The organism is Caballeronia sp. AZ1_KS37 (genome assembly GCF_023631165.1).
Classification (GTDB): domain Bacteria; phylum Pseudomonadota; class Gammaproteobacteria; order Burkholderiales; family Burkholderiaceae; genus Caballeronia; species Caballeronia zhejiangensis.
Window position 1 is genome coordinate 443,998 of sequence record NZ_JALQDP010000001.1, and the last position, 22,552, is coordinate 466,549.

A 22,552-nucleotide genomic window follows, 5' to 3' on the forward strand; every position below is an offset into this window, starting at 1 on the left:
CCTCACTCCATCGCGTGCGCGCCGCCGATGGCGACGCCATCGTGCGATTGCGAAGCCGTCGACGACCAGCGCAGCCACTGACCGCGCAGCGCGAAGAGCGCGCCGAACGCGCACGTTGCGAGCACGCCGAACGTGGCGAAGCCCATTTGATAGCTGCCCGTGCTTTCCTTCGCGATGCCCATGATGACCGGCAGATAGAACCCGCCGATACCGCCCGCTGCGCCGACGATTCCCGACAGCAATCCCGTCTTGCCCTTCCAGCGATGCGGGACGAGCTGGAACGTCGAGCCGTTGCCCAGGCCGAACGCAATATACAGGCAGATGAGAATCGCGAGACCGCCCGCGACCGGCGGCATCCAGATCGCGAACGCGAAGTCGCCGATGGCGATGGCCGCGAGCAGCACGAGCAGCGCACGCACGCCGGTCACGCGATCGGCGACATAACCGCCGAACGGACGCACGATCGCGCCGAGAAACGCGAGCAGCGACATGAAGAGGCCGGCTTCGAGCTTCGGCATCTGATAAAGCGAGGTAAGCAGCAGCGTCACATACGACGACATGCCGACGAAACCGCCGAACGTGATGCTGTAAATGAGCATGATGACCCACGTATCGCGCTCGCCGAGCACCGACCGATAATGCCGCGGCAGCACCGCGATCGCAATGAGCGCGCCGATCACCGGCAAGAGCAGCACGCCCGCCTTGCCGCCGCCGAACACGCCCGCGTTGACCGCGAGCACCAGCACGATCAGGCTCACGAGCGTCACCGCGAAGCTCGACAGCGCGCGCATCGTGCTGCCGGTTTTCACGCCGGCATCGGACGCCCATGCGAAGAGCGCGACGCCCGTAATCGCGAGCAGCGGCAGCGCGGCGGCGGTCGACATCTGCCAGCCGAAGGCATCGGCGAGATGCGGGAACAGGAAGCCGTCGAGCACCGCGCCGATGTTGCCTGCCGCGGCGAGTCCGAGCACGAGGCCCTGCACCTTCGGCGGATAGTTGCTGCCAGCCATCGGCAACGCGACGGCGAAGCTCGCGCCGCCCATGCCGAGGAACACGCCGAGCACAAGCAACACCGCATACGACGGCACGCCGGGCATGAGCGGCAGCACGATCGACGGAATCGACGAGAGCAGGACGCCCATCAGCGCGACGCGCCGTCCATCGGTCGATTGATAGAGGTTGCCGAGCGTCACGCGCAGAATGGCGGCGGCCAGCACCGGCACCGCGACGAGAAAGCCTTGCTGCGCGGCGGACATCGTCACGTCGCGTCCGATGAACGGCGCGAGCGGCCCATACAGTACCCAGACGGTAAAGCCCGTATCGAAGTAGAGGAAGCAGGCGAGGAGCGAGCGCCAGTTGCCGCTCTTGAGCGATGCGATCAGATTGGACATTGCGGGTTCCGTATATGCGCGTACTGCCGAATGAGCACGCGACGGCCCCGAAAATTGCAAGCATCATGCCAATGGAATGCATATTTACCGATGCGCCGGGTAGCGCAAGGGTCGGCGAGGGATCAGAGCACGCGTGAGGTTCCGCGTCCCGCAAACCGACAGCACCGCGTCCGTGCGTGACCGCATGCGAATGGTGCGCCGCGCCTTCGCACGGCTCATGCGCCCGCTAGAATGCGTTCTTTGCCAAGGAAGCGCCGCGCGCGCCCGAGAAACGCATGGAACTGAAATGGCTGGAAGACTTCGTGTCGCTCGCGGAGACGCGCAGCTTCAGTCGATCCGCCGAGCTTCGGCACATCACGCAGCCCGCGTTCTCGCGACGCATTCAGGCGCTCGAAGCGTGGCTCGGCACGGAACTCATCGACCGGTCGGTGTATCCGACGCGCCTCACGCAAGCCGGCAACGTGTTCTACGAGCAGGCGCTCGCGATGCTCTCGCAGTTCCACGAAGCGCGCACGCTATTGCGCGGACAAGGCGGCGTGCCGTCGGCGACCATCGAATTCGCCGTGCCGCACACGCTTTCGCTCACGTATTTTCCGCGCTGGCTCGAACACATCGAGGCGCGGCTCGGACGCATCCGCACGCGGCTGCGCGCGCTCAATGTGCACGATGCGGTGCTGTCGCTCGTCGAAGGCGGTGTCGATCTCGTGATGGGCTATCACCATCCGAGTCATCCGGTTGCGCTCGATCCCGCGCGCTACGACATGCTCACGCTCGGCGCCGAACCGATCAGCCCGTTTTCCGCCGTGACCAAAGGCGGACGCGCGCGCTTCACGCTGCCCGCGACGGGCGAATCGCCGGTGCCGTATCTGTCGTACACGCCTAATGCGTACCTCGGGCGCATGACGGAAGTCATCATCGCGACCGCGCCGACGCGCCTCTATCTCGACAAGGTCTATGAAACCGACATGGCCGAAGGTCTGAAAGCGATGGCGCTCGCCGGTCATGGCGTCGCGTTCCTGCCGCACAGCGCTGTCGAGGATGCAGTGGAAGAAGGGCGGCTCGTGCGCCTCGATCGCGGCACGCGCGGCACGCCCGCCGGCCAGTTCACGCTGACGATGGAAATCCGCCTTTATCGCGACAAGCTCGCAGCGCAGGGCGAAGAGCCGCGACAGGCATTGATGCGCGCGCTATGGGACGCGGTCGGTGAGGAATTGCTGAAGGCGCAGCCGGAGAAGCCCGCGGCATAAGGCTCGGCGACGTTATGCAACTTTTGCATGACGGGATAAGGAAACGGCATTGGATTTGGAAACGACGTTTTTCGACAATGAGCGAATTCCTTCACCGCTGGAGCATCAATGTCTGCCTCGAAGCAACCTGTGCAAGCGCCGGACGCAAAACACGCTATCCCGTCGTATCTCCATGCCGATGATCTCGGTCCCTGGGGAAACTATCTGCAACAGGTCGATCGCGTTGCCCCGTATCTCGGTTCTCTCTCCCGCTGGCTCGAAACCCTCAAGCGCCCGAAGCGCATTCTCGTCGTCGATTGCCCGATCGAGCTGGATAACGGCACCGTCGCGCATTTCGAGGGTTATCGCGTGCAGCACAACACGTCGCGCGGTCCCGGCAAGGGTGGCGTGCGTTACCACCAGGACGTGACGCTCTCCGAAGTGATGGCGCTGTCCGCGTGGATGTCGGTGAAGAACGCGGCGGTAAACGTGCCGTACGGCGGCGCGAAGGGCGGCATTCGTGTCGATCCGCGCACGCTGTCGCGTGGCGAACTGGAACGCGTGACGCGTCGCTATACGAGCGAGATCGGCATCATCATCGGGCCGAACACGGACATTCCCGCGCCGGACGTGAACACGAACGAGCAGATCATGGCGTGGATGATGGACACCTACTCCATGAACCAGGGCCAGACGGCAACCGGCGTCGTGACCGGCAAGCCGATTTCGCTCGGCGGCTCGCTCGGCCGCAAGGAAGCGACGGGGCGCGGCGTGTTCGTCGTCGGCACGGAAGCGGCGCGGCGCATCGGCATGGAGATCGAAGGCGCGCGCATCGCGGTGCAGGGCTTCGGCAACGTCGGCGGCATCGCGGCCAAGCTGTTCCAGGAAGCGGGCGCGAAGGTCATCGCCGTGCAGGATCACACGGGAACGATTCATAACTCGAAGGGCATCGATACCGTCGCGCTGCTCGATCACGTCGCGAAGAACGGCGGCGTGGGCGGCTTCGCGGGCGCGGATCCGGTACAGGCGGAAGAATTCTGGATGATCGAAAGCGACATCCTCATTCCGGCCGCGCTCGAAAACCAGATCACCGAGAAGAACGCGTCGAAGATTCGCACGAAGATCGTCGTCGAAGGCGCGAACGGCCCGACCACGACCGCGGCCGACGACATCCTCAACGACAAGGGTATCCTCGTGATCCCGGACGTGATCGCGAATGCGGGCGGCGTGACCGTGTCGTACTTCGAATGGGTGCAGGACTTCTCGAGCTTCTTCTGGACCGAGGACGAGATCAATCAGCGTCTCGAGCGCGTGATGCGCGAAGCGTTCGCAGGCGTGTGGCAGGTCGCGAGCGAGCACAAGGTATCGGTGCGCACGGCGGCGTTCATCGTCGCGTGTACGCGCATTCTGCAGGCGCGCGAGATGCGCGGGCTGTATCCCTGATTCGGTGTCAGGCGGTCGTGCCCTTTAATTGATTGCGGGCGGCATTTCATTCGGAATGCCGCCCGCATTTGCATGAAAGCGACAAGTCGGCCGACTCGCTGCATTCGGTCAAGCATGGTCACAAAAACGCCAGTAATATGCGCGGTCGCACCGGGTTGCACCCTTACGGCGACGGCGTCTCAGAAATAAGACGGTCGTGGGTTAACAATCATTCTTTCAGAATAATTACCCTGCTAAACTTGCCCCGGTTTTTCGCCACAGGAGATCGAACACATGAAGGTTAAAAAGGCTGCGCTGCTCGTCGCCGCGCTCGGGTTTCTCGCCACCGGCGCATACGCTCAAGACGCCGGCACGCTGAAGAAAATCAAGGACACGGGCGTGATCTCGCTGGGGCATCGCGAATCGTCCATTCCGTTTTCCTACTATGACGACAAGCAGCAAGTCGTCGGCTACTCGCATGAGTTCGCGCTGAAGGTCGTGGACGCGGTCAAGCAGAAGCTCGGCATGTCCGACCTGAAGGTGAAGCTCACGCCGATCACTTCGCAGAACCGCATTCCGCTCGTGCAGAACGGTACCGTCGATATCGAGTGCGGCTCGACGACGAACAACGCCGAGCGTCAGCAGCAAGTTTCCTTCTCGAACACGATCTTCGTGATCGGCACGCGCCTCATGACCAAGAAGGATTCGGGCGTGAAGGACTGGGCCGACCTGAAGGGCAAGACCGTCGTGACGACCGCCGGCACCACGTCCGAGCGCCTGCTTCGCAAGATGAATCAGGACAAGAACATGGGCATGAACATCATCAGCGCGAAGGATCACGGCGAGTCGTTCCTGACGCTGTCGACCGGCCGCGCCGTCGCGTTCATGATGGACGATGCGCTGCTCGCGGGCGAGCGCGCGAAGTCGAACAACCCGAACGATTTCGTGATCGTCGGTGCGCCGCAATCGCATGAAGCGTACGGCTGCATGATCCGCAAGAACGATCCGGAGTTCAAGAAGGTCGTCGACGACGCGATCGCCAAGGTCGAAACCTCGGGCGAAGCGGACAAGATCTACAAGAAGTGGTTCGAAAGCCCGATTCCGCCGAAGGGTCTCAACCTCAACTTCCCCGAAAGTGAAGACATGAAGGCTCTCTACAAGAGCCCGAATGACAAGGCAATCGACTAACCGGTTCGGTAATCGAACAGACGAAACGGAAGGAGCTTGCTTCTTCCGTTTCTTTTTGGAGTGAGTCCATGTCTTATCACTGGAACTGGGGCATCCTGCTGAGTCCGGTTTCGACCGGCGAGCCCACCACCTATCTCGGCTGGCTGATTTCCGGCTTCTGGGTGACGATCACCGTGTCGCTCGCGGCCTGGGTGATCGCGCTCGTGGTCGGCTCGTTGTTCGGCATCTTGCGCACGGTCCCGAATCGCACGCTGGCGGGCATCGGCACCGTCTACGTCGCGATCTTCCGCAACATTCCGCTGATCGTGCAGTTCTTCGTCTGGTATCTCGTGATACCGGAATTGCTGCCGCCTTCCATCGGCAACTGGTTCAAGCAACTGCCGCCCACCGCGCAGTTCTTTTCGTCGTCGATCATCTGTCTCGGGCTTTTCACCGGCGCACGCGTGTGCGAGCAGGTGCGCTCGGGCATCAACGCGCTGCCGCGCGGACAGCGCAACGCGGGTCTCGCGATGGGCTTCACGCAATGGCAGACGTATCGCTACGTGCTGATGCCGGTCGCGTACCGCATCATCGTGCCGCCGCTCACGTCCGAGTTCCTCAACGTGTTCAAGAACTCGGCGGTCGCGTCGACCATCGGTCTGCTGGATCTGTCCGCTCAGGCGCGCCAGCTCGTCGATTACACGGCGCAGACGTATGAATCGTTCATCGCGGTGACGATCGCCTACATGCTCATCAACCTCGTCGTGATGCAACTGATGCGCTGGGTCGAGGCGAAGACGCGGTTGCCTGGCTACATCGGAGGCAAATAAATGCATCAGTTCAACTGGAGCGGTGTGCTCGCGTCGTGGCCCACGCTGATGACGGGCGCGAAGATCACGCTGCAGATCACCGTGCTCGCCATCGTGGTCGGCATCATCTGGGGCACGATTCTCGCGCTGTTCCGCCTTTCGGGCGTGAAGCCGCTGCAATGGTTCGCGAGCGCGTACGTCACGCTGTTCCGCTCGATTCCGCTCGTGATGGTGCTGCTGTGGTTCTTCCTGATCGTGCCGCAGCTGTTGCAAAACGTGCTCGGACTGTCGGCCGACATCGACATCCGTCTTGCCTCGGCGATGGTCGCGTTCTCGCTCTTCGAAGCCGCGTACTATTCGGAAATCATCCGCGCCGGCATTCAAGCGGTGCCGCGCGGTCAGGTGAACGCGGCGTTCGCGCTCGGCATGACCTACGGCCAGGCGATGAAGCTCGTCGTGCTGCCGCAGGCCTTCCGCGCGATGGTGCCGCTCTTGCTCACGCAGGCGATCGTCCTGTTTCAGGATACGTCGCTCGTCTACGTCATCAGTCTCGCGGACTTCTTCCGCACGGCGACGAACATCGGGGATCGAGACGGCACGTCCGTCGAAATGGTTCTGTTCGCGGGCGCGTGCTATTTCGTGATTTGCGTGGTGGCGTCGGCGCTCGTCAAAAGTCTTCAGAAAAAGGTCGCAAGATGATCTCTATCAAGAATGTTTCCAAGTGGTACGGGCAGTTCCAGGTGCTCACCGACTGCACGACCGAAGTGAAGAAGGGCGAGGTCGTCGTGGTGTGCGGCCCGTCGGGTTCGGGCAAGTCGACGCTCATCAAGACCGTGAACGGCCTGGAGCCGTTCCAGAAGGGCGAAATCACGATCAACGGCCAGTCGCTGACGGACAAGAAGACGAATCTGTCGAAGCTGCGTTCGAAGGTCGGCATGGTGTTCCAGCACTTCGAGCTGTTTCCGCATCTGACGATCACGCAGAACCTGACGCTCGCGCAGATCAAGGTGCTCGGCCGTTCGAGCGACGAAGCCACGCAGAAGGGCATGAAGCTGCTGGATCGCGTCGGCCTGCGCGCGCATGCGGACAAGTTTCCGGGCCAGTTGTCCGGCGGTCAGCAGCAGCGCGTGGCGATTGCGCGCGCGCTGTCGATGGACCCGATCGCGATGCTCTTCGACGAGCCGACGTCCGCGCTCGATCCGGAGATGATCAACGAAGTGCTCGACGTGATGGTCGAACTCGCGCAGGAAGGCATGACCATGATGTGCGTGACGCACGAAATGGGCTTTGCGAAGAAGGTGGCGAATCGCGTGATCTTCATGGATCGCGGGCTCATCGTCGAGGACGATCAGAAGGAAGCGTTCTTCGCGAATCCGAAGTCGGATCGTGCGAAGGATTTCCTCGCGAAGATCCTGCACTGAGTCTCGGCTCGGCAAAGCAAAACGGCGCTTCCGAAAAGAAGCGCCGTTTTTTATTCGATCCCGAGTTCCGATTCCATCGCCGCTGTCGTCCGTATCTCGTCGATCTTCAGCGCGGATCCGATGCACGCCTTCGCGAGCGGCTCGGCCGCTTTCCTCGCCACTTCCTCCGGCACCGGAATATTCGTCGCGCGGGCGAGATCGCCGCACTGGAACATCGCGAGATCGCCGGGGGCGAAGCGCGTCCAGATTTCGTTGTCGGTGAGCGGCGACGTCGCGATCACGGCGACGCGGTCTTCCGGCGTCGTGTACTTGGCGAAATCGATCGACATGTCGGCATCGATCAGATGCGCGGTCGAGAACGGCCAGCTACGCACCAGGTAGTACAAATGCGTCGAGCAGTGCGAGAAGAGCGCCTGCCCGTTCGACATCAGAAAGTTGAAGACGCCGTATTGCGTGATGTCGCGGGTAAGTTCGGCGAGCGCGTCGAACAGTTCGTCGAGCGGCGGCTGCGAGCACGGAAACGCGCGCCGCAAGCCTTGCAGCAGCGCGCAGAAGGCAAGCTCGCTGTCCGTCGTGCCGACCGGCTGATATACGCCGGTGAGTTCGGGTGCGTGGCCTTTGAGGTCGCCGTTGTGCGCGAAGATCCAGTGCCGGCCCCACAGTTCGCGCATGAACGGATGGCAGTTCTCGAGCAGGATATGCCCCTGCGTCGCCTTGCGGATATGCGCGATCGTGTTCTTCGACTTGATCGGATAGCGCTTCACCATGTCCGCGAGCGGCGAACTGGCGGACGACTGATGATCGATGAAAAGCCGGCAGGCCTTGTCCTCGAAAAACGCGATGCCCCAGCCGTCGGCATGATGATCGGTGACGCCGCCGCGCGCCGCGAAACCGGTGAACGAGAACGTCACGTCGGTCGGTTCGGCGCAGTTCATTCCGAGAAGTTGGCACATGATGCTGAGGCGGTCGGCTTTTGGCCTGTTGTTACAATACGTCCGACAAGCATATCACCGAGACCGAATCGAAAAAAACGCGCAAACGCTCGTCGATGCGCGCGTTGTGGAAATTCCACGGCGATTTTTTCCGGTCCTTGCGTGGACTTGCGCCATTCCAACGTTCCCCGTCATCTCGCCATGTCCGCTACTTCATCCTCGCCCAATTCGCTCACGATCGCGCGTCCCGACGACTGGCATCTGCACGTGCGCGACGGCGCGACGCTCGCGGCCGTCCTGCCGCACACGGCGCGCCAGTTCGGCCGCGCAATCATCATGCCGAATCTGAAGCCGCCCGTGACGACGACGGAAATGGCCGCGGCCTATCGCGAGCGCATTCTGGCGGCGCTTCCGAAGGGCGCGCGCTTCGAGCCGTTGATGACGCTCTATCTCACCGACAACACGCCGCCCGACGAAATCCGCCGCGCGAAGGAAAGCGGCTTCGTGCATGGCGTGAAGCTGTATCCGGCGGGCGCGACGACCAATTCCGACGCAGGCGTGACGGATCTGCTCGGCAAATGTGCGAAAACGCTCGAAGCGATGCAGGAAGTCGGCATGCCCTTGCTGACTCACGGCGAAGTGACCGATAGCGACATCGACGTGTTCGATCGCGAGAAAGTGTTCATCGACCGCGTGATGACGCCGCTGCGCCGCGATTTTCCCGCGCTTAAAGTCGTGTTCGAGCACATCACGACGAAGGACGCCGCCGATTACGTGCGCGACGCGGACGGCGAGATCGGCGCGACGATCACCGCGCATCACCTGCTGTACAACCGCAACATCATGCTGGTCGGCGGCATGCGTCCGCATTACTACTGCCTGCCGGTGCTGAAGCGCGAGACGCATCGCGTGGCGCTCGTCGAAGCGGCGACGTCGGGCAATCCGCGCTTTTTCCTCGGCACGGACAGCGCGCCGCATCCGAAGGGCTTGAAGGAGCACGCGTGCGGTTGCGCGGGTTGCTACACGGCGCTGCACGCGCTCGAACTCTATGCGGAAACCTTCGACAAAGCCGGCGCGCTCGACAAGCTCGAAGGCTTCGCGAGCTTCCACGGCGCGGACTTCTACGGTCTGCCGCGCAGCAAGGAATCGGTGACGATCGAGCGCGGTACGTGGACGTTGCCCGCCGAATTCACCGCCGGCGATTCGACCGTCGTGCCGCTGCGTGGCGGCGAATCGATCGGCTGGCGTTTCGTGGACGCGCAGTAAGCACGCCGACGTGAGCGCGGGTTTCGCCGATATCGACTGGGCGCGGCCTTGGCTCGCGTCCATCGAAGCGCGCGGCAGGCGCTGGCAGACGGCGGCGCTCGCGGGTTACGACAACTATCTCGCGACATTGAACGACGACGCCACGGCCGCCGCGCAGGTCACGGGCCGCGGCAAGCCGCTTGCATTCATCGCGCAGGAAGCGCTGCCTTCGGGTGCGTCGTACGAAGGTCACATCGCGCAGACCGGCTGCGTGCCGACGCGCCACAATCTCCACGATTTCTTCAACGCCTCGATGTGGTTCGCGTATCCGCGCATCAAGGCGGCGCTCAACGCGCGGCAGGCCGAGCAGATCGATACGCTCGGCATCGGACCGACGCGCGGCGGCGTGCGCGACGCGCTCACGCTCTTCGATGAAAACGCGGTGTTCTTCGCCTGCGCCGATGCATCGCTTGGACGCGCGCTGCGCGGTTTCGGCTGGCGCACGCTCTTCGTCGGCGAGCGCGCGGCGTGGGGCACGCGCTGCGAGGCGCGCATTTTCGGGCACGCGTTGCTGGAAAAGCTCGTCGCGCCGTACAAGGCGTGTACGGGGCACGCGTGGATCGTCGATGTTCCCGCCGACTATTTTTCGCTCGACGATGCCGCGCGCCGCGCGTTCATCGACGGATGCGTGTCCGAACGGCTGAACGCCGCGCCGATCGACAGCCGCGCGTTCGCGCCGCTGCCGGTGCTGGGCGTGCCGGGCTGGTGGGACGCGAATGCATCGCCCGATTTCTACGACGACGTTTCCGTCTTTCGACCGGGCCGCCGATCGCGCGGATGCTAAAATGACGAGTTGCAAAGCGGGCCAGGCAATCGCGGCCTCCAAGGTGAAAGCCGAAGAGGGCGAGGAAAGTCCGGACTCCACAGGGCAGGGTGATGGCTAACGGCCATCCGTGGCGACACGCGGAACAGGGCAACAGAAAGCAAACCGCCGATGGCTCCGGGCGCAAGTCCGGAGATCAGGTAAGGGTGAAACGGTGCGGTAAGAGCGCACCGCGGACGTCGCGAGACGTTCCGGCACGGTAACCTCCACCCGGAGCAATTCCAAATAGGCAGGCGCGCATCTTCGCGATGCAGGACGGGGCCCCCGTTCGTCTGCGGGTAGGAAGCTTGAGCGCGTCAGTAATGACGCGTCTAGAGGAATGATTGCCACGCGCGTCGCTTTCGGGCGGCGCGTGCACAGAATCCGGCTTATCGGCCCGCTTTGTCGTCATTCAAAAGAGAAGAGCCGGCGTCTCGCGACGTCGGCTCTTTTCGTTTTTGCTTCCGATGAAACTTACGCTTCGACGATCTCGAACGAATGCGTCAGCTCCGCCGATTTCGCCAGCATGATCGACGCCGAGCAATATTTGTCGTGCGACAGGTTGATCGCGCGCTCGACGGTCGCCGGGTTCAGGTTCTTGCCCGTCACGGTGAAGTGAAAGTGGATCTTCGTGAAGACTTTCGGGTCTTCGCTCGCGCGGTCGGCCTTCAGCGTGACCGAGCAGCCCTGGATTTCCTGACGGCTCTTTTTCAGGATCATCACGACGTCGTAGGCGGTGCATCCGCCGGTGCCGAGCAGCACCATTTCCATCGGGCGCGGCGCGAGATTGCGGCCGCCGCCTTCCGGTGCGCCGTCCATGTTTACGAGATGGCCGCTTCCCGTTTCGGCGGCGAAGGCCATGCCGTCTTGTCCCATCCAGCTAACTTTGCATTCCATGCTCAGGCTCCAGCTGTTCAGCGCGTCGTTACAGAGGCTACATTGTAGCGGTTCGGAATTTTTCCACCGGTCGCTGCTTACGAGCATCTACCGGTTGACGAAGCGTAAATCGGCGCGGCGATTCTGATGCCGGCCGTGAGCGCGCCAGTCGAGGACGGGCTCTAAAGGCTCATCGCGACGGCGTCCAGGCAGCCGCGGCCCGTAAGCATCTGAAAATAAAGGGCTTTCGGGGGACATGTCCATTGTGCTCAGATTCCAGATTATGGAATCATCTTCCACGATGCAAATCTTCTTGCTTTGCAGCATGACCGTGCCTATACTCGTTTCTGTCTCCTCCACCTCCTCCTTTGGTGGATTAAGCCCGAGCCAAGCTGCTCGGGCTTTTTTTCGTCCTCGCGCCTGTCGAAGCATTCTTTTGACGCGGCGACCAAATTCCCTTTATAATTCAAAGTTCTCTTCGCCACACGCCCGCGGAGAGAGGCTTGTGAGAGCCTGCACGCGCCCGGTTTCGACCTGAGCGCACTCATATAAGCAGGGCCGAACAAGACACAGTTCAAGGGCAGATCAATTTTTTGGATCGATCATGAAGACGTTTTCCGCAAAAGCCGAAGAGGTGACGCGCGAATGGTACGTGATTGACGCGACGGATAAGGTTCTCGGCCGTGTCGCCAGCGAAGTGGCACGCCGTCTTCGCGGCAAGCACAAGCCTGAATTCACTCCGCACGTCGACACCGGTGATTTCATCATCGTCGTCAATGCCGGCAAGTTGAAGGTCACCGGCAACAAGACCACGGACAAGAAGTACTATCGTCACTCGGGCTACCCGGGCGGCATCTACGAAACGACGTTCGGCAAGATGCAAGAGCGTTTCCCGGGCCGCGCGCTCGAGAAGGCTGTCAAGGGCATGCTTCCGAAGGGTCCGCTCGGCTACGCGATGATCAAGAAGCTGAAGGTCTACGCCGAAGCAACGCATCCGCATACGGCTCAACAGCCTAAAGCGCTCGAGATCTAAGGGGAGCCCACATGATCGGTAACTGGAACTACGGTACGGGCCGCCGCAAGAGCGCCGTCGCTCGTGTCTTCATCAAGTCGGGCAAGGGCGAAATCATCGTCAATGGCAAGCCCATCGCCGACTACTTCTCGCGTGAAACGTCGCTGATGATCGTGCGCCAGCCGCTCGAACTCACGAACCACGCCACCACGTTCGACATCAAGGTCAACGTGAACGGCGGCGGTGAGACGGGTCAAGCCGGTGCGGTTCGCCACGGCATCACCCGCGCGCTGATGGACTACGACGCTACGCTCAAGTCGCAACTGTCGAACGCAGGCTTCGTCACGCGTGACGCGCGTGAAGTGGAACGTAAGAAGGTCGGTTTCCACAAGGCACGCCGCCGCAAGCAGTTCTCGAAGCGTTAAGCGCTTCTTGCCGGACGGGTTCCGGCGAAGCTGCAAAAGCCGCCCGCACGCCCTGTGCAGGCGGCTTTTTTCGTTTTGGCGCGTTTGGGCTGGACCATGTCGAATTTTCATATAGCCCATTGATTCCATGGACATTCGGCACGATATTGAGATCAGCCCTACAATAGCGGCTAGAAGCTTAATTGGAGAATTCGAATGAGCGCTGTCAGCGACACCCCCACGACCGAAATGCCGATGCCGTTCGTCTTCACCGACGCGGCCGCGGAAAAGGTCAAGTCATTGATCGATGAAGAAGGCAATCCGGATCTGAAGCTGCGCGTGTTCGTGCAAGGCGGCGGCTGCTCGGGTTTCCAGTACGGTTTCACGTTCGACGAAGAAGTGAACGAAGACGACACTGTCATGGACAAGGCTGGCGTGCAGTTGCTCGTCGATTCGATGAGCTATCAGTATCTCGTCGGCGCGGAGATCGACTATAAGGACGACATCAACGGCGCCCAGTTCGTCATCAAGAATCCGAACGCCACGACGACTTGCGGTTGCGGTTCGTCGTTCTCGGTCTAAGCGTGCATTTCTGAGGCTGAAGAAAACGGAGCCTCAGCGGCTCCGTTTTTTGTTAACGCGGATAAATCGCGCCGAGCACGCGCTCGCCCGCCGCGCCCGTCACCGCGGGCAGATTGCCCGGCTCGCGCGCGACACAGCGCATCGCGAGCCACGCGAAAGCAAGCGCTTCCACTTGTTGCGGCGGCACGCCGAGCGCCTCGGTCGTCATCACGGGAACGCCTGCGATTCTGCTGTCTTCAAGCGCCTGCTGGAGCATCTTCATCAACACAGGATTGCGTGCGCCGCCGCCGCACACGTACACGGCGCGCGTGTCCGGCGCGTGTCGCGCGATCTCGCGCGCGACGGTCGTCGCGGTGAGGGCCGTGAGCGTCGCCTGGACATCGGCGGGAGCGAGGTTCGCGAAGGCTGCGAGCTTCGCGTCCATCCACGCCGGATTGAACAGATCGCGCCCTGTGCTCTTCGGCGGCGCGAGGTCGAAAAACGGTTCGTCGAGCAGCGCGTCGAGAAGCGATTGATCGATTCGGCCTTTGGCTGCGAACTGCCCGCCGTCGTCATAGGCGCGCTGTGTGTGGCGCAAAGCCCATTCGTCGATCAGCGCGTTGGCCGGGCCGCAATCGAAGCCGCGCACGTCTCCGTTCGCCGCGAGAATCGTGATGTTGCTGATGCCGCCGAGGTTGCACACGACGCGCGTCTCGTTCTTTTCGCCGAACACGGTCGTGTGGAACGCCGGCACGAGCGGCGCGCCCTGGCCGCCCGCGGCGACATCGCGGCTGCGGAAATCGGCGACCACGTCGATGCTGGTCATCTCAGCGAGCAACGCGGGATTGTTGATCTGCCGTGTGTAGCCTTTGTCAGGCCGATGCCGCACCGTCTGGCCGTGCACGCCGATCGCGCGCACCTTCGTCGCCGAGCATCCGCTCATGCTCTGCAGTTCGTGGCAGCAGACGGCATAGCGTGTCGCGAGCGCATTCGCGGCGAGCGCTTCGCGTTCGAGTTCGTTGTCGCCGGGCGACTGCAGTTCGAACAGCGCATCGCGCAAGCCTTTGGAAAAGGAGACATGCGCCTCGCCGAGCACGACGGGCGGCTTGCCCGTCGCGAACTGGACCGCGACACCATCGACGCCGTCCATGCTGGTTCCGGACATCAAACCGAAGTACACGCCGTCCGCCTTGCCGGTTTCGATTGCTTCGGTTTTCTTTCCCACGCTGATCTCCTCGTCGATGCCGATGTTGCCAATCAGCGGCGATTATCCGCGTTACGGGGCGAATCGTTAAGACGCGATTCCACACTCCTGAGCGCCGAATGCCGCGCAAAACCGCGCGATCAGACACGAAAGGGCGCGAATGCCCGCGTCATCGCGTAAAATCGTGAGCCTGAACAAGCAATTGCGCGCGATTTCGTCATTTTCCGCGCCCCACTTCTCGACGCGGCATCTGCGCAGGCCACGCCACCGCATCGCCGGTCATCGAACCCTTTTGACTTCACAAGCCGCAAGCATGACCACTGATTCCAACGCGCCCAGCTTCCCGATCACCGAAGATGTCAAAAGCGCGCTCGCCATCGCCAAGCGCGGCTGCGACGAACTGCTGATCGAAGACGAATTCGCGCAGAAGCTCGCGCGAAGCGCCGCGACGGGCAAGCCGCTGCGTATCAAGCTCGGCCTCGATCCGACCGCGCCCGACATTCACATCGGCCATACGGTCGTGCTGAACAAGATGCGCCAGTTGCAGGATCTCGGCCACCAGGTCATTTTTCTGATCGGCGATTTCACGTCGCTGATCGGCGATCCGTCCGGCCGCAACGCGACGCGCCCGCCGCTCACGCGCGAGCAGATCGAGATGAACGCGAAGACGTACTTCGAGCAGGCGGCGCTCGTGCTGGATCGCGAAAAGACCGAAATCCGCTACAACAGCGAATGGTCGATGCCGCTCGGCGCCGACGGCATGATCAAGCTCGCATCGCGCTACACGGTCGCGCGCATTCTTGAGCGCGAGGACTTCACGAAGCGCTTCCAGGGCGGCGTGCCCATTTCGATCCACGAATTCCTCTATCCGCTGATGCAGGGCTACGATTCCGTCGCGCTCAACGCGGATCTCGAACTCGGCGGCACGGACCAGAAGTTCAATCTGCTCGTCGGCCGCGAGTTGCAGAAGCAGTACGGCCAAGAACAGCAGTGCATTCTGACGATGCCGCTGCTCGAAGGTCTCGACGGCGTCGAAAAGATGTCGAAGTCGAAGAACAACTACGTCGGCATCAGCGAGAAGCCGACCGAGATGTTCGGCAAGCTGATGAGCATTTCGGACGTGCTCATGTGGCGTTACTTCGAACTGCTGTCATTCCGCCCGATGAGCGAAATCGAAGGCTACAAGCGCGAAGCCTCAGGCGGCCGCAATCCGCGCGACTTCAAGGTGATGCTGGCGCAGGAAATCGTCGCGCGCTTTCACTCGCCGGCGGATGCCGAGCGGGCGCTCGAAGACTTCAATCATCGCGCAAAGGGCGGCGTGCCCGACGACATTCCGACTGTCACGCTCGCAGGCGCGCCGGTCGCGATCGGCCAGCTGCTCAAGCAGGCGGGACTCGTGCCGTCGACGAGCGAAGCGCTGCGCAACATCGAGCAGGGCGGCGTGAAGATCGACGGCGCGACGGTCTCCGACAAGGGGCTGAAGGTCGAAGCGGGCGAGTTCGTCGTGCAGGTGGGCAAGCGCCGCTTCGCGCGCGTCACGCTGACGGCGTAAGCCGATGATCGCGCTCATTCAGCGTGTGAAGCGCGCCGATGTGCGCGTGGGCGAGCGCGTGACCGGCGCGATCGACGCGGGCCTGCTCGCGCTGGTCTGTGCCGAGCGCGGCGACAACGAAGCCGCCGCCGACAAGCTGCTCGCGAAGATGCTCGGCTACCGCGTGTTCAGCGATGCAGCGGGCAAGATGAATCTCTCGGTGCAAGGCGTTGCCGGCGGCTTGCTGCTCGTCTCGCAGTTCACGCTTGCCGCCGACACGAACAGCGGCTTGCGCCCGAGCTTCACGCCCGCCGCGCCGCCCGACGAAGGCAAGCGGCTCTTCGATTATTTCGTGACGCAAGCGCGCGCGAAGCATCCCGTCGTCGAAACGGGCGAGTTCGGCGCGGAAATGCAGGTGTCGCTCGTGAACGACGGGCCAGTCACTTTCTGGCTTCAGGTACGACCATGACGACTCAGGTTCTCTTTATTCGACACGGCGAAACCGACTGGAACCGCATCAAGCGCATTCAAGGGCATATCGACATCCCGTTGTCCGAACATGGCTTTCTGCAGGCGGAACAGCTCGGCCGGCGTCTGGCGCACGACGGGCGCATCGACGCGGTCTATTCGAGCGATCTGCAACGCGCGCAGCAGACGGCGCGTCCTTTCGCGGATGCGCTCGGGCTCGACGTGCGGTTATCGGAGAACTTGCGCGAGCGTTTCTATGGCGCGTTCCAAGGCCACGACAGCGACGAGATCAACGACAAGTTTCCCGCCGAATATATCGAATGGCAGACGCGCGACCCCGGCTTCTCGCCACCCGGCGACGGTGAATCGCAGCGCGTGTTTTATCACCGCATCGTGCATGCGATGGAACCGATCGTCGCGGCGCACGCGGGCGGGCGCATCGCGGTCGTCGCGCATGGCGGCGTGCTCGATTGTGTGTACAGGTTCGCGATGAACCTGCCGTTGCAGGAGCCGCGCAACTGGCCGCTGCTCAATTGCAGCGTGAACGTGGTGGACTATGCCGATGGCGGCGCGAAGGTCGCGTCGTGGGGCGATATCGCGCATCTGTCGACGGACACGGACGACGACAATCTGCGCAAGCGGGCCTAGCCGTTGTTCGTATCCCAAAGATCCCGAATCGGCCCCGCATCCGGCGCAGCAAGACCGAAGTGCCGATACGTGAGCATCGTCGCGACCCGTCCGCGTGGCGTGCGCTGCAAAAAGCCCTGCTGAATCAGATACGGCTCCAGCACGTCCTCGATCGTGTCGCGCTCCTCGCCGATAGCCGCAGCGAGGTTATCCACGCCGACCGGCCCGCCATCGAACTTGTGCAGGATGGCTTCGAGCAGCTTGCGGTCCATCAGATCGAAGCCGACGGGATCGACGTCGAGCATTTTCAGCGCTTTGTCGGCGACGTCGGCGGTGATCATGCCGTTCGCCTTTACTTCGGCGTAATCGCGCACGCGGCGCAGCAGCCGGTTCGCGATACGCGGCGTGCCGCGCGAGCGCTTTGCGATTTCCAGCGCGCCTTCCGGCACGATCTCCGCCTTCAACAACGACGCGGATCGCGACACGATGCGCGCCAGTTCGCTCGCGTTATAGAACTCCAGCCGCGACACGATGCCGAAGCGGTCGCGCAGCGGGTTCGTCAGCATGCCCGCGCGCGTGGTCGCGCCGACTAGCGTGAACGGCTGCAGATCCAGTTTCACGCTGCGTGCGGCCGGCCCTTCGCCGATCATGATGTCGATCTGATAATCCTCGAGCGCCGGATACAGGATTTCCTCGACGACCGGCGAAAGCCGATGAATTTCGTCGATGAACAGCACGTCGTTCGCTTCGAGATTCGTGAGCAGCGCGGCGAGATCGCCCGCGCGCTCGAGCACCGGTCCCGACGTCTGCCGCAGATTCACGCCCATTTCCCGCGCGATGATGTGCGCGAGCGTCGTCTTGCCGAGACCCGGCGGCCCGAACAGCAGCACGTGATCGAGCGCTTCGGAACGGCGCTTCGCCGCCTCGATGAAGATTTCGAGCTGGCCGCGCGCCTTTTCCTGCCCGATGTATTCATCGAGCTTGTGCGGACGCAGTGCGCGCTCGAACGCTTCCTCGTTCGGCGAGACGGGCGAGGCCGAGATGACGCGTTCGGCGGCGAGTTTGTCGGTTTCGATCATCTTTCGATTGTACAGCGAGCTTTTGCGCGACGAAGCTGGCCGAATGGCCTAGGCTATCAGCCCTTCGAAAGCGCCTTCAACGCCAGCTTGATGCCCTCGGACACGCCCGTTCCGGCCGGCACGTTCTTGACCGCGGCGAGCGCTTCCTTCTCCGAATAGCCGAGCGCGAGCAGTGCGTTGAGAATGTCGGACGCGTGATCGGACTGCGAAACCGTGCCCGCGATCGCGCCGAGATCCGCGCCGAGCTTGCCTTTCAGTTCGAGCAGCAGGCGCTCCGCCGTCTTCTTGCCGATGCCCGGCACGCGCGTGAGGCGCGCGGCGTCCTGCGTCGTCACGGTTTGCGAGAGTTCGTGCACGCTCATGCCCGAAAGCACCGCGAGCGCCATGCGCGCGCCGATCCCGCTGATCTTCAGCAACTCGCGGAACGTCGAACGCTCCTGCGCGGTGAGAAAACCGTACAGCAGATGCGCGTCCTCGCGCACGATCAACTGCGTGAGCAGCACGACCTTCTCGCCGGCATTCGGCAGGTTGTAGAACGTGCTCATCGGCACGTCGATTTCGTAGCCGACGCCGTTGCAATCGACGAGCAAATGCGGCGGATTTTTTTCCAGCAGAACGCCGGCGATGCGACCGATCATGTTTGGTATTCGTAGAGGAAATTAGCCGATGAGACGACCGCGCCGCACGCGCAAGCCCTTCTTGGCCAGCCCCGGCGCGATGCCGCCCAGGGCCGCGAGGCCGGTGCCGCCGTGCGCGTGACAGATCGCCATGCCGAGCGCATCGGCGGCGTCGGTGCCGGGCACGCCGGAAAGCGACAGCAGACGCACGACCATCTGCTGCATCTGTTCCTTGGTCGCGCGTCCGTAGCCGACGACCGCCTGCTTCAGTTGCAGCGCCGTGTATTCGGCAACCGGCACGCCGCTCGCGACGAGCCCGCAGATGGCCGCGCCGCGCGCCTGCCCGAGGAGCAGCGTCGACTGCGGATTCACGTTGACGAAGACTTTTTCGATCGCCGCCTGATCCGGATTGTGCTGCGCGATGAGCGTCGAGATGCCGCTGAAAATGGTGTTGAGACGCGAAGGCAGATCCGCCTCGGCCGTCTTGATGACGCCGCTCGTCACGTAGTTGAGCGTGTGCCCCGTCTTCTCGATGATGCCGAAGCCCGTCACGCGCAGGCCGGGGTCGATGCCAAGGATTCTCATTCGTTCGCGTTTCGCGGCTCGTTGAAACTAAAAAGGCCTGTTTGCGCCGTTCGAAGCGCAAACAGGCCAATCTTAAATGAAGCGGCCGCGATCAATGGCGGAAATGACGCGTGCCCGTGAAAATCATCGTGATGTTGTGCTCGTCGGCGGCGGCGATCACTTCGTCATCGCGCATCGATCCGCCTGGCTGGATCACGCAGGTGGCGCCCGCGTTCACGACGACATCGAGGCCGTCGCGGAACGGGAAGAACGCATCCGATGCCACCGCCGAGCCGTTCAACGTCAGACCGGCGTTCTGCGCCTTGATGCCCGCGATGCGCGCCGAATCCACGCGGCTCATCTGGCCTGCGCCGACGCCCATCGTCATGCCGTTCGCGCAGAACACGATCGCGTTCGACTTCACGAACTTCGCGACGCGCCACGCGAACATCAGATCGTCCATTTCCTTCGGCGTCGGATGACGCTTCGTCACGACGCGCAATTCGTGCGGCTGCACGTTCTTCGCATCGAGCGATTGCACGAGCAGACCGCCGCCGACGCGCTTCAGATCGAACGCGTTGTGGCCGTCGCCGAGCGCGATCTGCAAGAGGCGCACGTTCTGCTTCGCCGCGAACACGGCGCGCGCCGCCTCGCTGAACGACGGCGCGATCAGCACTTCGACGAACTGCTTCGCGACAGCCTGCGCCGCCGCTTCGTCCACTTCACGATTGAACGCGATAATGCCGCCGAACGCCGAAGTCGGGTCCGTCTGGAACGCCTTCGAATACGCTTCGGCCGCATTCGCGCCGAGCGCCACGCCGCACGGATTCGCGTGCTTGATGATGACGCACGCCGGCGCGTCGAACGTCTTCACGCATTCCCACGCGGCGTCCGAATCGGCGATGTTGTTGTACGACAGTTCCTTGCCCTGCAACTGCTCGTAGTTCGCGAGCGCGCCGGCCGGCACGCTCAGATCGCGATAAAAGGCCGCGTTCTGATGCGGATTCTCGCCGTAACGCAAATCCTGCACTTTCTCGAACGCGAGATTGAACGTCGCCGGATACGTATTGCGGCTCGAATGCTGCAGCTCTTCGGTCAGGCTCGTCAGATAGTTCGTGATCGCGCCGTCGTACTGCGCGGTGTGCGCGAAGACTTTCGTAGCGAGACGGAAATTCGTCTTGTAGCCGACGTTGTTGCCGTTCGCGCGCATCTCGTCGAGGACGGCGAAGTAATCGGCCGGATCGACGACGACCGTCACGTCGCGATGATTCTTCGCCGCCGAGCGCAGCATCGTCGGACCGCCGATGTCGATGTTCTCGATCGCGTCTTCCAGCGAGCACTCTTCCTTCGAGACCGTCTGCACGAACGGATACAGATTCACCACCAGCAGATCGATGGTCGGAATGTCGTGCCTTTCCAGCGCGGCCATGTGCTCGGGCAGGTCGCGGCGCGCGAGAATGCCGCCGTGAACCTTCGGATGCAGCGTCTTCACGCGCCCGTCGAGCATTTCCGGAAAGCCGGTGTAATCGGCGACTTCGGTCACGGGCAGGCCCGCGTCGGCGAGCAGTTTCGCCGTGCCGCCGGTCGAGAGGAGCTTGACGCCAAGCGCCGACAGCGATTTGGCGAAATCGACGATGCCGGATTTGTCGGAAACGGAGAGGAGCGCTTGCTTGATCATGATGAACACTGAAACCGAAAAGGGAAACCAGGCCGGACCAAGGCGCGCGCCTCAGTCCGATGAATCAAATCAATCCGTGCTGCTGAAGCTTCTTGCGTAAGGTGTTGCGGTTGATGCCGAGATACTCGGCCGCGAGCGATTGGTTTCCGCCCGCCTGCTCGAGCACCACTTCGAGCATCGGTTTTTCCACGCACGAAATCACCATGTCGTACACGTCGTGCGGGTTGGAGCCGTCCAGGTCCTGAAAATAGTTGTCGAGGCTCTGGCGGACGCATTGTTCGATGTTATGTCTGCTCATGCGGCAATCAGTCGGTCTGTCGTGTTGTTGAGCCCGCCGCACGATTCTTCCCCGTCCGCGTCCTCGGCGTCACCGGCCTCGTCCACATAGACGAGACGGTCCGACAACGCCTTTTGCGCGTCAAAGAATTCGTTGACAGCGAGCAATTGTTCTTTGGTCGTGTCCAGCGTATTCATCCGGTGCCGGAAGGTGTTGGCGCCGGAAAGGCCGCGAGTGTACCAGCCGATATGCTTGCGCGCAGTCCGAACGCCCGTGAATTCCCCATAAAAGGCGTAGTGATCTTCGAGGTGCTCGTTCATCACCTGCTGGATCTCGTCGATGCGCGGCGGCGGCAGGCGCTCGCCGGTATTCAGAAAGTGTTCGATCTCGCGAAAGAGCCACGGACGGCCCTGCGCCGCGCGGCCGATCATGATGGCGTCGGCGTGCGTGGCGGCGAGCACGTCGCGCGCTTTCTCGGGCGTGGTGATGTCGCCGTTCGCGACCACCGGAATCTTCACCGACGCCTTCACTGCCGCGATGGTTTCGTACTCCGCGTCGCCCTTGTAGAGATCGGCGCGCGTGCGGCCGTGGACGGTGAGCATCGAAATGCCGGCTTCCTGCGCGATCCGCGCGATGGTCAGCGCGTTCTTGTTCTCGCGATTCCAGCCCGTGCGAATCTTGAGCGTGACCGGCACCGCGTCCGGCCCCACGCCGACCGCCTGGACGACGGCCTCCACGATGCGCGCGACCAGCGGCTCGTTCTGCAGCAGCGCGGAACCCGCGGCCACGTTGCAGACCTTCTTCGCCGGGCAGCCCATATTGATGTCGATGATCTGCGCGCCGTTCGCGACGTTGTGGCGCGCGGCCTCGGCGAGCATCTGCGGATCCGCGCCCGCGATCTGCACGGAAATCGGCTCGACCTCGCCCGCATGGTTGGCGCGGCGCATGGTCTTCTCGCTCTTCCACAACTGCGCGTTCGACGCGACCATCTCCGACACCGCGTAGCCCGCGCCCATGCGCTTGCAGAGCTGCCGGAACGGGCGGTCGGTGACGCCTGCCATCGGTGCGACGAACAGGTTATTGCGCAGGACGTGTGAACCGATTGTGGGCATGAAGGCTAAACGATCCGCGCTGTCGGTGCCGGCGAGAAGCCGCGTCAGGCGGATGCAACGTTGCTGA

General features: G+C 62.6%; 24 protein-coding genes and 1 other RNA gene. 15 read left to right on the plus strand and 10 right to left on the minus strand.

The annotated features are described in order from the left end of the window. Window positions 1-2: 2 nt before the first annotated feature. A complete protein-coding gene (locus tag NCS00_RS02130; RefSeq protein ID WP_034470596.1) occupies window positions 3-1,391 on the minus strand; it encodes an MFS transporter in 1,389 nt (462 codons plus the stop codon). 275 nt (window positions 1,392-1,666) lie between these two features. On the opposite strand from NCS00_RS02130, the gene NCS00_RS02135 reads away from it, so the two are divergent. From NCS00_RS02135 to NCS00_RS02160, 6 genes are all read left to right on the plus strand, one after another. After that, entirely contained in the window at window positions 1,667-2,638 is a 972-nt protein-coding gene (locus tag NCS00_RS02135) for a LysR family transcriptional regulator (protein WP_034470598.1), read from the plus strand. A gap of 108 nt (window positions 2,639-2,746) precedes the next feature. Further along, window positions 2,747-4,060, plus strand: a complete 1,314-nt coding sequence (locus NCS00_RS02140; protein ID WP_008351589.1) for a Glu/Leu/Phe/Val family dehydrogenase — start codon at window positions 2,747-2,749, stop codon at window positions 4,058-4,060. Between the two features lie 273 nt (window positions 4,061-4,333). Then, the gene (locus NCS00_RS02145; RefSeq protein ID WP_008351588.1) at window positions 4,334-5,227 is read left to right on the plus strand and encodes a glutamate/aspartate ABC transporter substrate-binding protein; all 894 of its coding nucleotides are present in this window, start codon (window positions 4,334-4,336) and stop codon (window positions 5,225-5,227) included. 68 nt (window positions 5,228-5,295) lie between these two features. Continuing rightward, window positions 5,296-6,036 (plus strand): amino acid ABC transporter permease, encoded by a 741-nt coding sequence (locus NCS00_RS02150; RefSeq protein WP_008351587.1) that lies wholly within the window; start codon window positions 5,296-5,298, stop codon window positions 6,034-6,036. Beyond that, window positions 6,037-6,714: a glutamate/aspartate ABC transporter permease GltK gene (gene gltK / locus NCS00_RS02155; protein WP_008351586.1), complete on the plus strand. Its 678-nt coding sequence runs from the start codon at window positions 6,037-6,039 to the stop codon at window positions 6,712-6,714. Beyond that, on the plus strand, window positions 6,711-7,436 hold the full coding sequence (locus tag NCS00_RS02160) for an amino acid ABC transporter ATP-binding protein (protein WP_033536539.1): 726 nt from the start codon (window positions 6,711-6,713) through the stop codon (window positions 7,434-7,436). The genes gltK and NCS00_RS02160 overlap by 4 nt, the downstream gene beginning before the upstream one ends. 50 nt (window positions 7,437-7,486) lie before the next feature. Here the strand turns inward: NCS00_RS02160 and NCS00_RS02165 are convergent, their stop codons facing one another. Next, complete coding sequence (locus tag NCS00_RS02165) at window positions 7,487-8,389, minus strand: class II glutamine amidotransferase (RefSeq protein WP_075583487.1); 903 nt, start codon at window positions 8,387-8,389, stop codon at window positions 7,487-7,489. Between the two features lie 180 nt (window positions 8,390-8,569). On the opposite strand from NCS00_RS02165, the gene pyrC reads away from it, so the two are divergent. The 3 genes from pyrC (at window position 8,570) to rnpB (ending at window position 10,883) form a co-directional block, all read left to right on the plus strand. Beyond that, a complete protein-coding gene (pyrC, locus tag NCS00_RS02170) occupies window positions 8,570-9,634 on the plus strand; it encodes a dihydroorotase (RefSeq protein ID WP_034470601.1) in 1,065 nt (354 codons plus the stop codon). Between the two features lie 10 nt (window positions 9,635-9,644). Then, window positions 9,645-10,457 (plus strand): DUF3025 domain-containing protein, encoded by an 813-nt coding sequence (locus NCS00_RS02175; RefSeq protein WP_033536582.1) that lies wholly within the window; start codon window positions 9,645-9,647, stop codon window positions 10,455-10,457. A 13-nt stretch (window positions 10,458-10,470) separates the two neighbouring features. Continuing rightward, window positions 10,471-10,883: RNase P RNA component class A (gene rnpB / locus NCS00_RS02180), an RNA gene on the plus strand. A gap of 66 nt (window positions 10,884-10,949) precedes the next feature. On the opposite strand, the gene NCS00_RS02185 is transcribed toward rnpB, so the two are convergent. Then, complete coding sequence (locus tag NCS00_RS02185; RefSeq protein WP_014190403.1) at window positions 10,950-11,372, minus strand: OsmC family protein; 423 nt, start codon at window positions 11,370-11,372, stop codon at window positions 10,950-10,952. A gap of 583 nt (window positions 11,373-11,955) precedes the next feature. On the opposite strand from NCS00_RS02185, the gene rplM reads away from it, so the two are divergent. The 3 genes from rplM to erpA all read left to right on the plus strand — a co-directional run bounded on the left by rplM (window position 11,956) and on the right by erpA (window position 13,349). Beyond that, window positions 11,956-12,384 (plus strand): 50S ribosomal protein L13, encoded by a 429-nt coding sequence (rplM, locus tag NCS00_RS02190; protein WP_008351572.1) that lies wholly within the window; start codon window positions 11,956-11,958, stop codon window positions 12,382-12,384. Window positions 12,385-12,395: 11 nt separating this feature from the next. Then, a complete protein-coding gene (rpsI, locus tag NCS00_RS02195) occupies window positions 12,396-12,788 on the plus strand; it encodes a 30S ribosomal protein S9 (protein ID WP_008351569.1) in 393 nt (130 codons plus the stop codon). 195 nt (window positions 12,789-12,983) lie between these two features. Beyond that, a complete protein-coding gene (gene erpA / locus NCS00_RS02200; protein WP_008351567.1) occupies window positions 12,984-13,349 on the plus strand; it encodes an iron-sulfur cluster insertion protein ErpA in 366 nt (121 codons plus the stop codon). A gap of 52 nt (window positions 13,350-13,401) precedes the next feature. Here erpA and NCS00_RS02205 read toward each other — a convergent pair whose 3' ends face one another. Then, window positions 13,402-14,532: an anhydro-N-acetylmuramic acid kinase gene (locus NCS00_RS02205; RefSeq protein ID WP_034470794.1), complete on the minus strand. Its 1,131-nt coding sequence runs from the start codon at window positions 14,530-14,532 to the stop codon at window positions 13,402-13,404. 313 nt (window positions 14,533-14,845) lie between these two features. On the opposite strand from NCS00_RS02205, the gene tyrS reads away from it, so the two are divergent. The 3 genes from tyrS to NCS00_RS02220 are packed head-to-tail and all read left to right on the plus strand — an operon-like array spanning window position 14,846 to window position 17,179. Then, window positions 14,846-16,084, plus strand: a complete 1,239-nt coding sequence (tyrS, locus tag NCS00_RS02210) for a tyrosine--tRNA ligase (protein ID WP_034470608.1) — start codon at window positions 14,846-14,848, stop codon at window positions 16,082-16,084. A 4-nt stretch (window positions 16,085-16,088) separates the two neighbouring features. Then, a complete protein-coding gene (dtd, locus tag NCS00_RS02215; RefSeq protein ID WP_175979793.1) occupies window positions 16,089-16,532 on the plus strand; it encodes a D-aminoacyl-tRNA deacylase in 444 nt (147 codons plus the stop codon). Further along, on the plus strand, window positions 16,529-17,179 hold the full coding sequence (locus NCS00_RS02220; RefSeq protein WP_034470613.1) for a histidine phosphatase family protein: 651 nt from the start codon (window positions 16,529-16,531) through the stop codon (window positions 17,177-17,179). Before dtd ends, NCS00_RS02220 begins: the two co-directional genes overlap by 4 nt. Here NCS00_RS02220 and ruvB read toward each other — a convergent pair. From ruvB to dusB, 6 genes are all read right to left on the minus strand, one after another. Beyond that, complete coding sequence (ruvB, locus tag NCS00_RS02225) at window positions 17,176-18,237, minus strand: Holliday junction branch migration DNA helicase RuvB (protein WP_008351556.1); 1,062 nt, start codon at window positions 18,235-18,237, stop codon at window positions 17,176-17,178. The two genes, NCS00_RS02220 and ruvB, sit on opposite strands and share 4 nt — an antisense overlap. Before the next feature lie 56 nt (window positions 18,238-18,293). Then, complete coding sequence (gene ruvA, locus NCS00_RS02230) at window positions 18,294-18,875, minus strand: Holliday junction branch migration protein RuvA (protein ID WP_008351554.1); 582 nt, start codon at window positions 18,873-18,875, stop codon at window positions 18,294-18,296. A 21-nt stretch (window positions 18,876-18,896) separates the two neighbouring features. Then, window positions 18,897-19,439, minus strand: coding sequence for a crossover junction endodeoxyribonuclease RuvC (gene ruvC / locus NCS00_RS02235; RefSeq protein ID WP_008351552.1), 543 nt, complete (start codon window positions 19,437-19,439; stop codon window positions 18,897-18,899). 91 nt (window positions 19,440-19,530) lie between these two features. After that, window positions 19,531-21,096 (minus strand): bifunctional phosphoribosylaminoimidazolecarboxamide formyltransferase/IMP cyclohydrolase, encoded by a 1,566-nt coding sequence (gene purH / locus NCS00_RS02240; RefSeq protein ID WP_034470614.1) that lies wholly within the window; start codon window positions 21,094-21,096, stop codon window positions 19,531-19,533. Between the two features lie 64 nt (window positions 21,097-21,160). After that, complete coding sequence (locus tag NCS00_RS02245) at window positions 21,161-21,394, minus strand: Fis family transcriptional regulator (RefSeq protein ID WP_008351548.1); 234 nt, start codon at window positions 21,392-21,394, stop codon at window positions 21,161-21,163. After that, entirely contained in the window at window positions 21,391-22,485 is a 1,095-nt protein-coding gene (gene dusB / locus NCS00_RS02250; protein WP_034470615.1) for a tRNA dihydrouridine synthase DusB, read from the minus strand. The genes NCS00_RS02245 and dusB overlap by 4 nt, the downstream gene beginning before the upstream one ends. Between the last annotated feature and the right edge of the window lie 67 nt (window positions 22,486-22,552).

Bases quoted from the DNA above. Each gene is read 5' to 3' on its own strand.
- pyrC (WP_034470601.1), top strand. From the start codon at position 8,570: ATGTCCGCTACTTCATCCTCGCCCAATTCGCTCACGATCGCGCGTCCC.
- NCS00_RS02245 (WP_008351548.1), bottom strand. From the start codon at position 21,394: ATGAGCAGACATAACATCGAACAATGCGTCCGCCAGAGCCTCGACAAC.
- rpsI (WP_008351569.1), top strand. From the start codon at position 12,396: ATGATCGGTAACTGGAACTACGGTACGGGCCGCCGCAAGAGCGCCGTC.
- ruvC (WP_008351552.1), bottom strand. From the start codon at position 19,439: ATGAGAATCCTTGGCATCGACCCCGGCCTGCGCGTGACGGGCTTCGGC.
- purH (WP_034470614.1), bottom strand. From the start codon at position 21,096: ATGATCAAGCAAGCGCTCCTCTCCGTTTCCGACAAATCCGGCATCGTC.
- ruvB (WP_008351556.1), bottom strand. From the start codon at position 18,237: ATGATCGAAACCGACAAACTCGCCGCCGAACGCGTCATCTCGGCCTCG.
- NCS00_RS02130 (WP_034470596.1), bottom strand. From the start codon at position 1,391: ATGTCCAATCTGATCGCATCGCTCAAGAGCGGCAACTGGCGCTCGCTC.
- dusB (WP_034470615.1), bottom strand. From the start codon at position 22,485: ATGCCCACAATCGGTTCACACGTCCTGCGCAATAACCTGTTCGTCGCA.
- NCS00_RS02220 (WP_034470613.1), top strand. From the start codon at position 16,529: ATGACGACTCAGGTTCTCTTTATTCGACACGGCGAAACCGACTGGAAC.
- NCS00_RS02165 (WP_075583487.1), bottom strand. From the start codon at position 8,389: ATGTGCCAACTTCTCGGAATGAACTGCGCCGAACCGACCGACGTGACG.
- NCS00_RS02150 (WP_008351587.1), top strand. From the start codon at position 5,296: ATGTCTTATCACTGGAACTGGGGCATCCTGCTGAGTCCGGTTTCGACC.
- NCS00_RS02145 (WP_008351588.1), top strand. From the start codon at position 4,334: ATGAAGGTTAAAAAGGCTGCGCTGCTCGTCGCCGCGCTCGGGTTTCTC.
- gltK (WP_008351586.1), top strand. From the start codon at position 6,037: ATGCATCAGTTCAACTGGAGCGGTGTGCTCGCGTCGTGGCCCACGCTG.
- NCS00_RS02135 (WP_034470598.1), top strand. From the start codon at position 1,667: ATGGAACTGAAATGGCTGGAAGACTTCGTGTCGCTCGCGGAGACGCGC.
- ruvA (WP_008351554.1), bottom strand. From the start codon at position 18,875: ATGATCGGTCGCATCGCCGGCGTTCTGCTGGAAAAAAATCCGCCGCAT.
- NCS00_RS02185 (WP_014190403.1), bottom strand. From the start codon at position 11,372: ATGGAATGCAAAGTTAGCTGGATGGGACAAGACGGCATGGCCTTCGCC.
- NCS00_RS02140 (WP_008351589.1), top strand. From the start codon at position 2,747: ATGTCTGCCTCGAAGCAACCTGTGCAAGCGCCGGACGCAAAACACGCT.
- dtd (WP_175979793.1), top strand. From the start codon at position 16,089: ATGATCGCGCTCATTCAGCGTGTGAAGCGCGCCGATGTGCGCGTGGGC.
- NCS00_RS02160 (WP_033536539.1), top strand. From the start codon at position 6,711: ATGATCTCTATCAAGAATGTTTCCAAGTGGTACGGGCAGTTCCAGGTG.
- tyrS (WP_034470608.1), top strand. From the start codon at position 14,846: ATGACCACTGATTCCAACGCGCCCAGCTTCCCGATCACCGAAGATGTC.
- erpA (WP_008351567.1), top strand. From the start codon at position 12,984: ATGAGCGCTGTCAGCGACACCCCCACGACCGAAATGCCGATGCCGTTC.
- rplM (WP_008351572.1), top strand. From the start codon at position 11,956: ATGAAGACGTTTTCCGCAAAAGCCGAAGAGGTGACGCGCGAATGGTAC.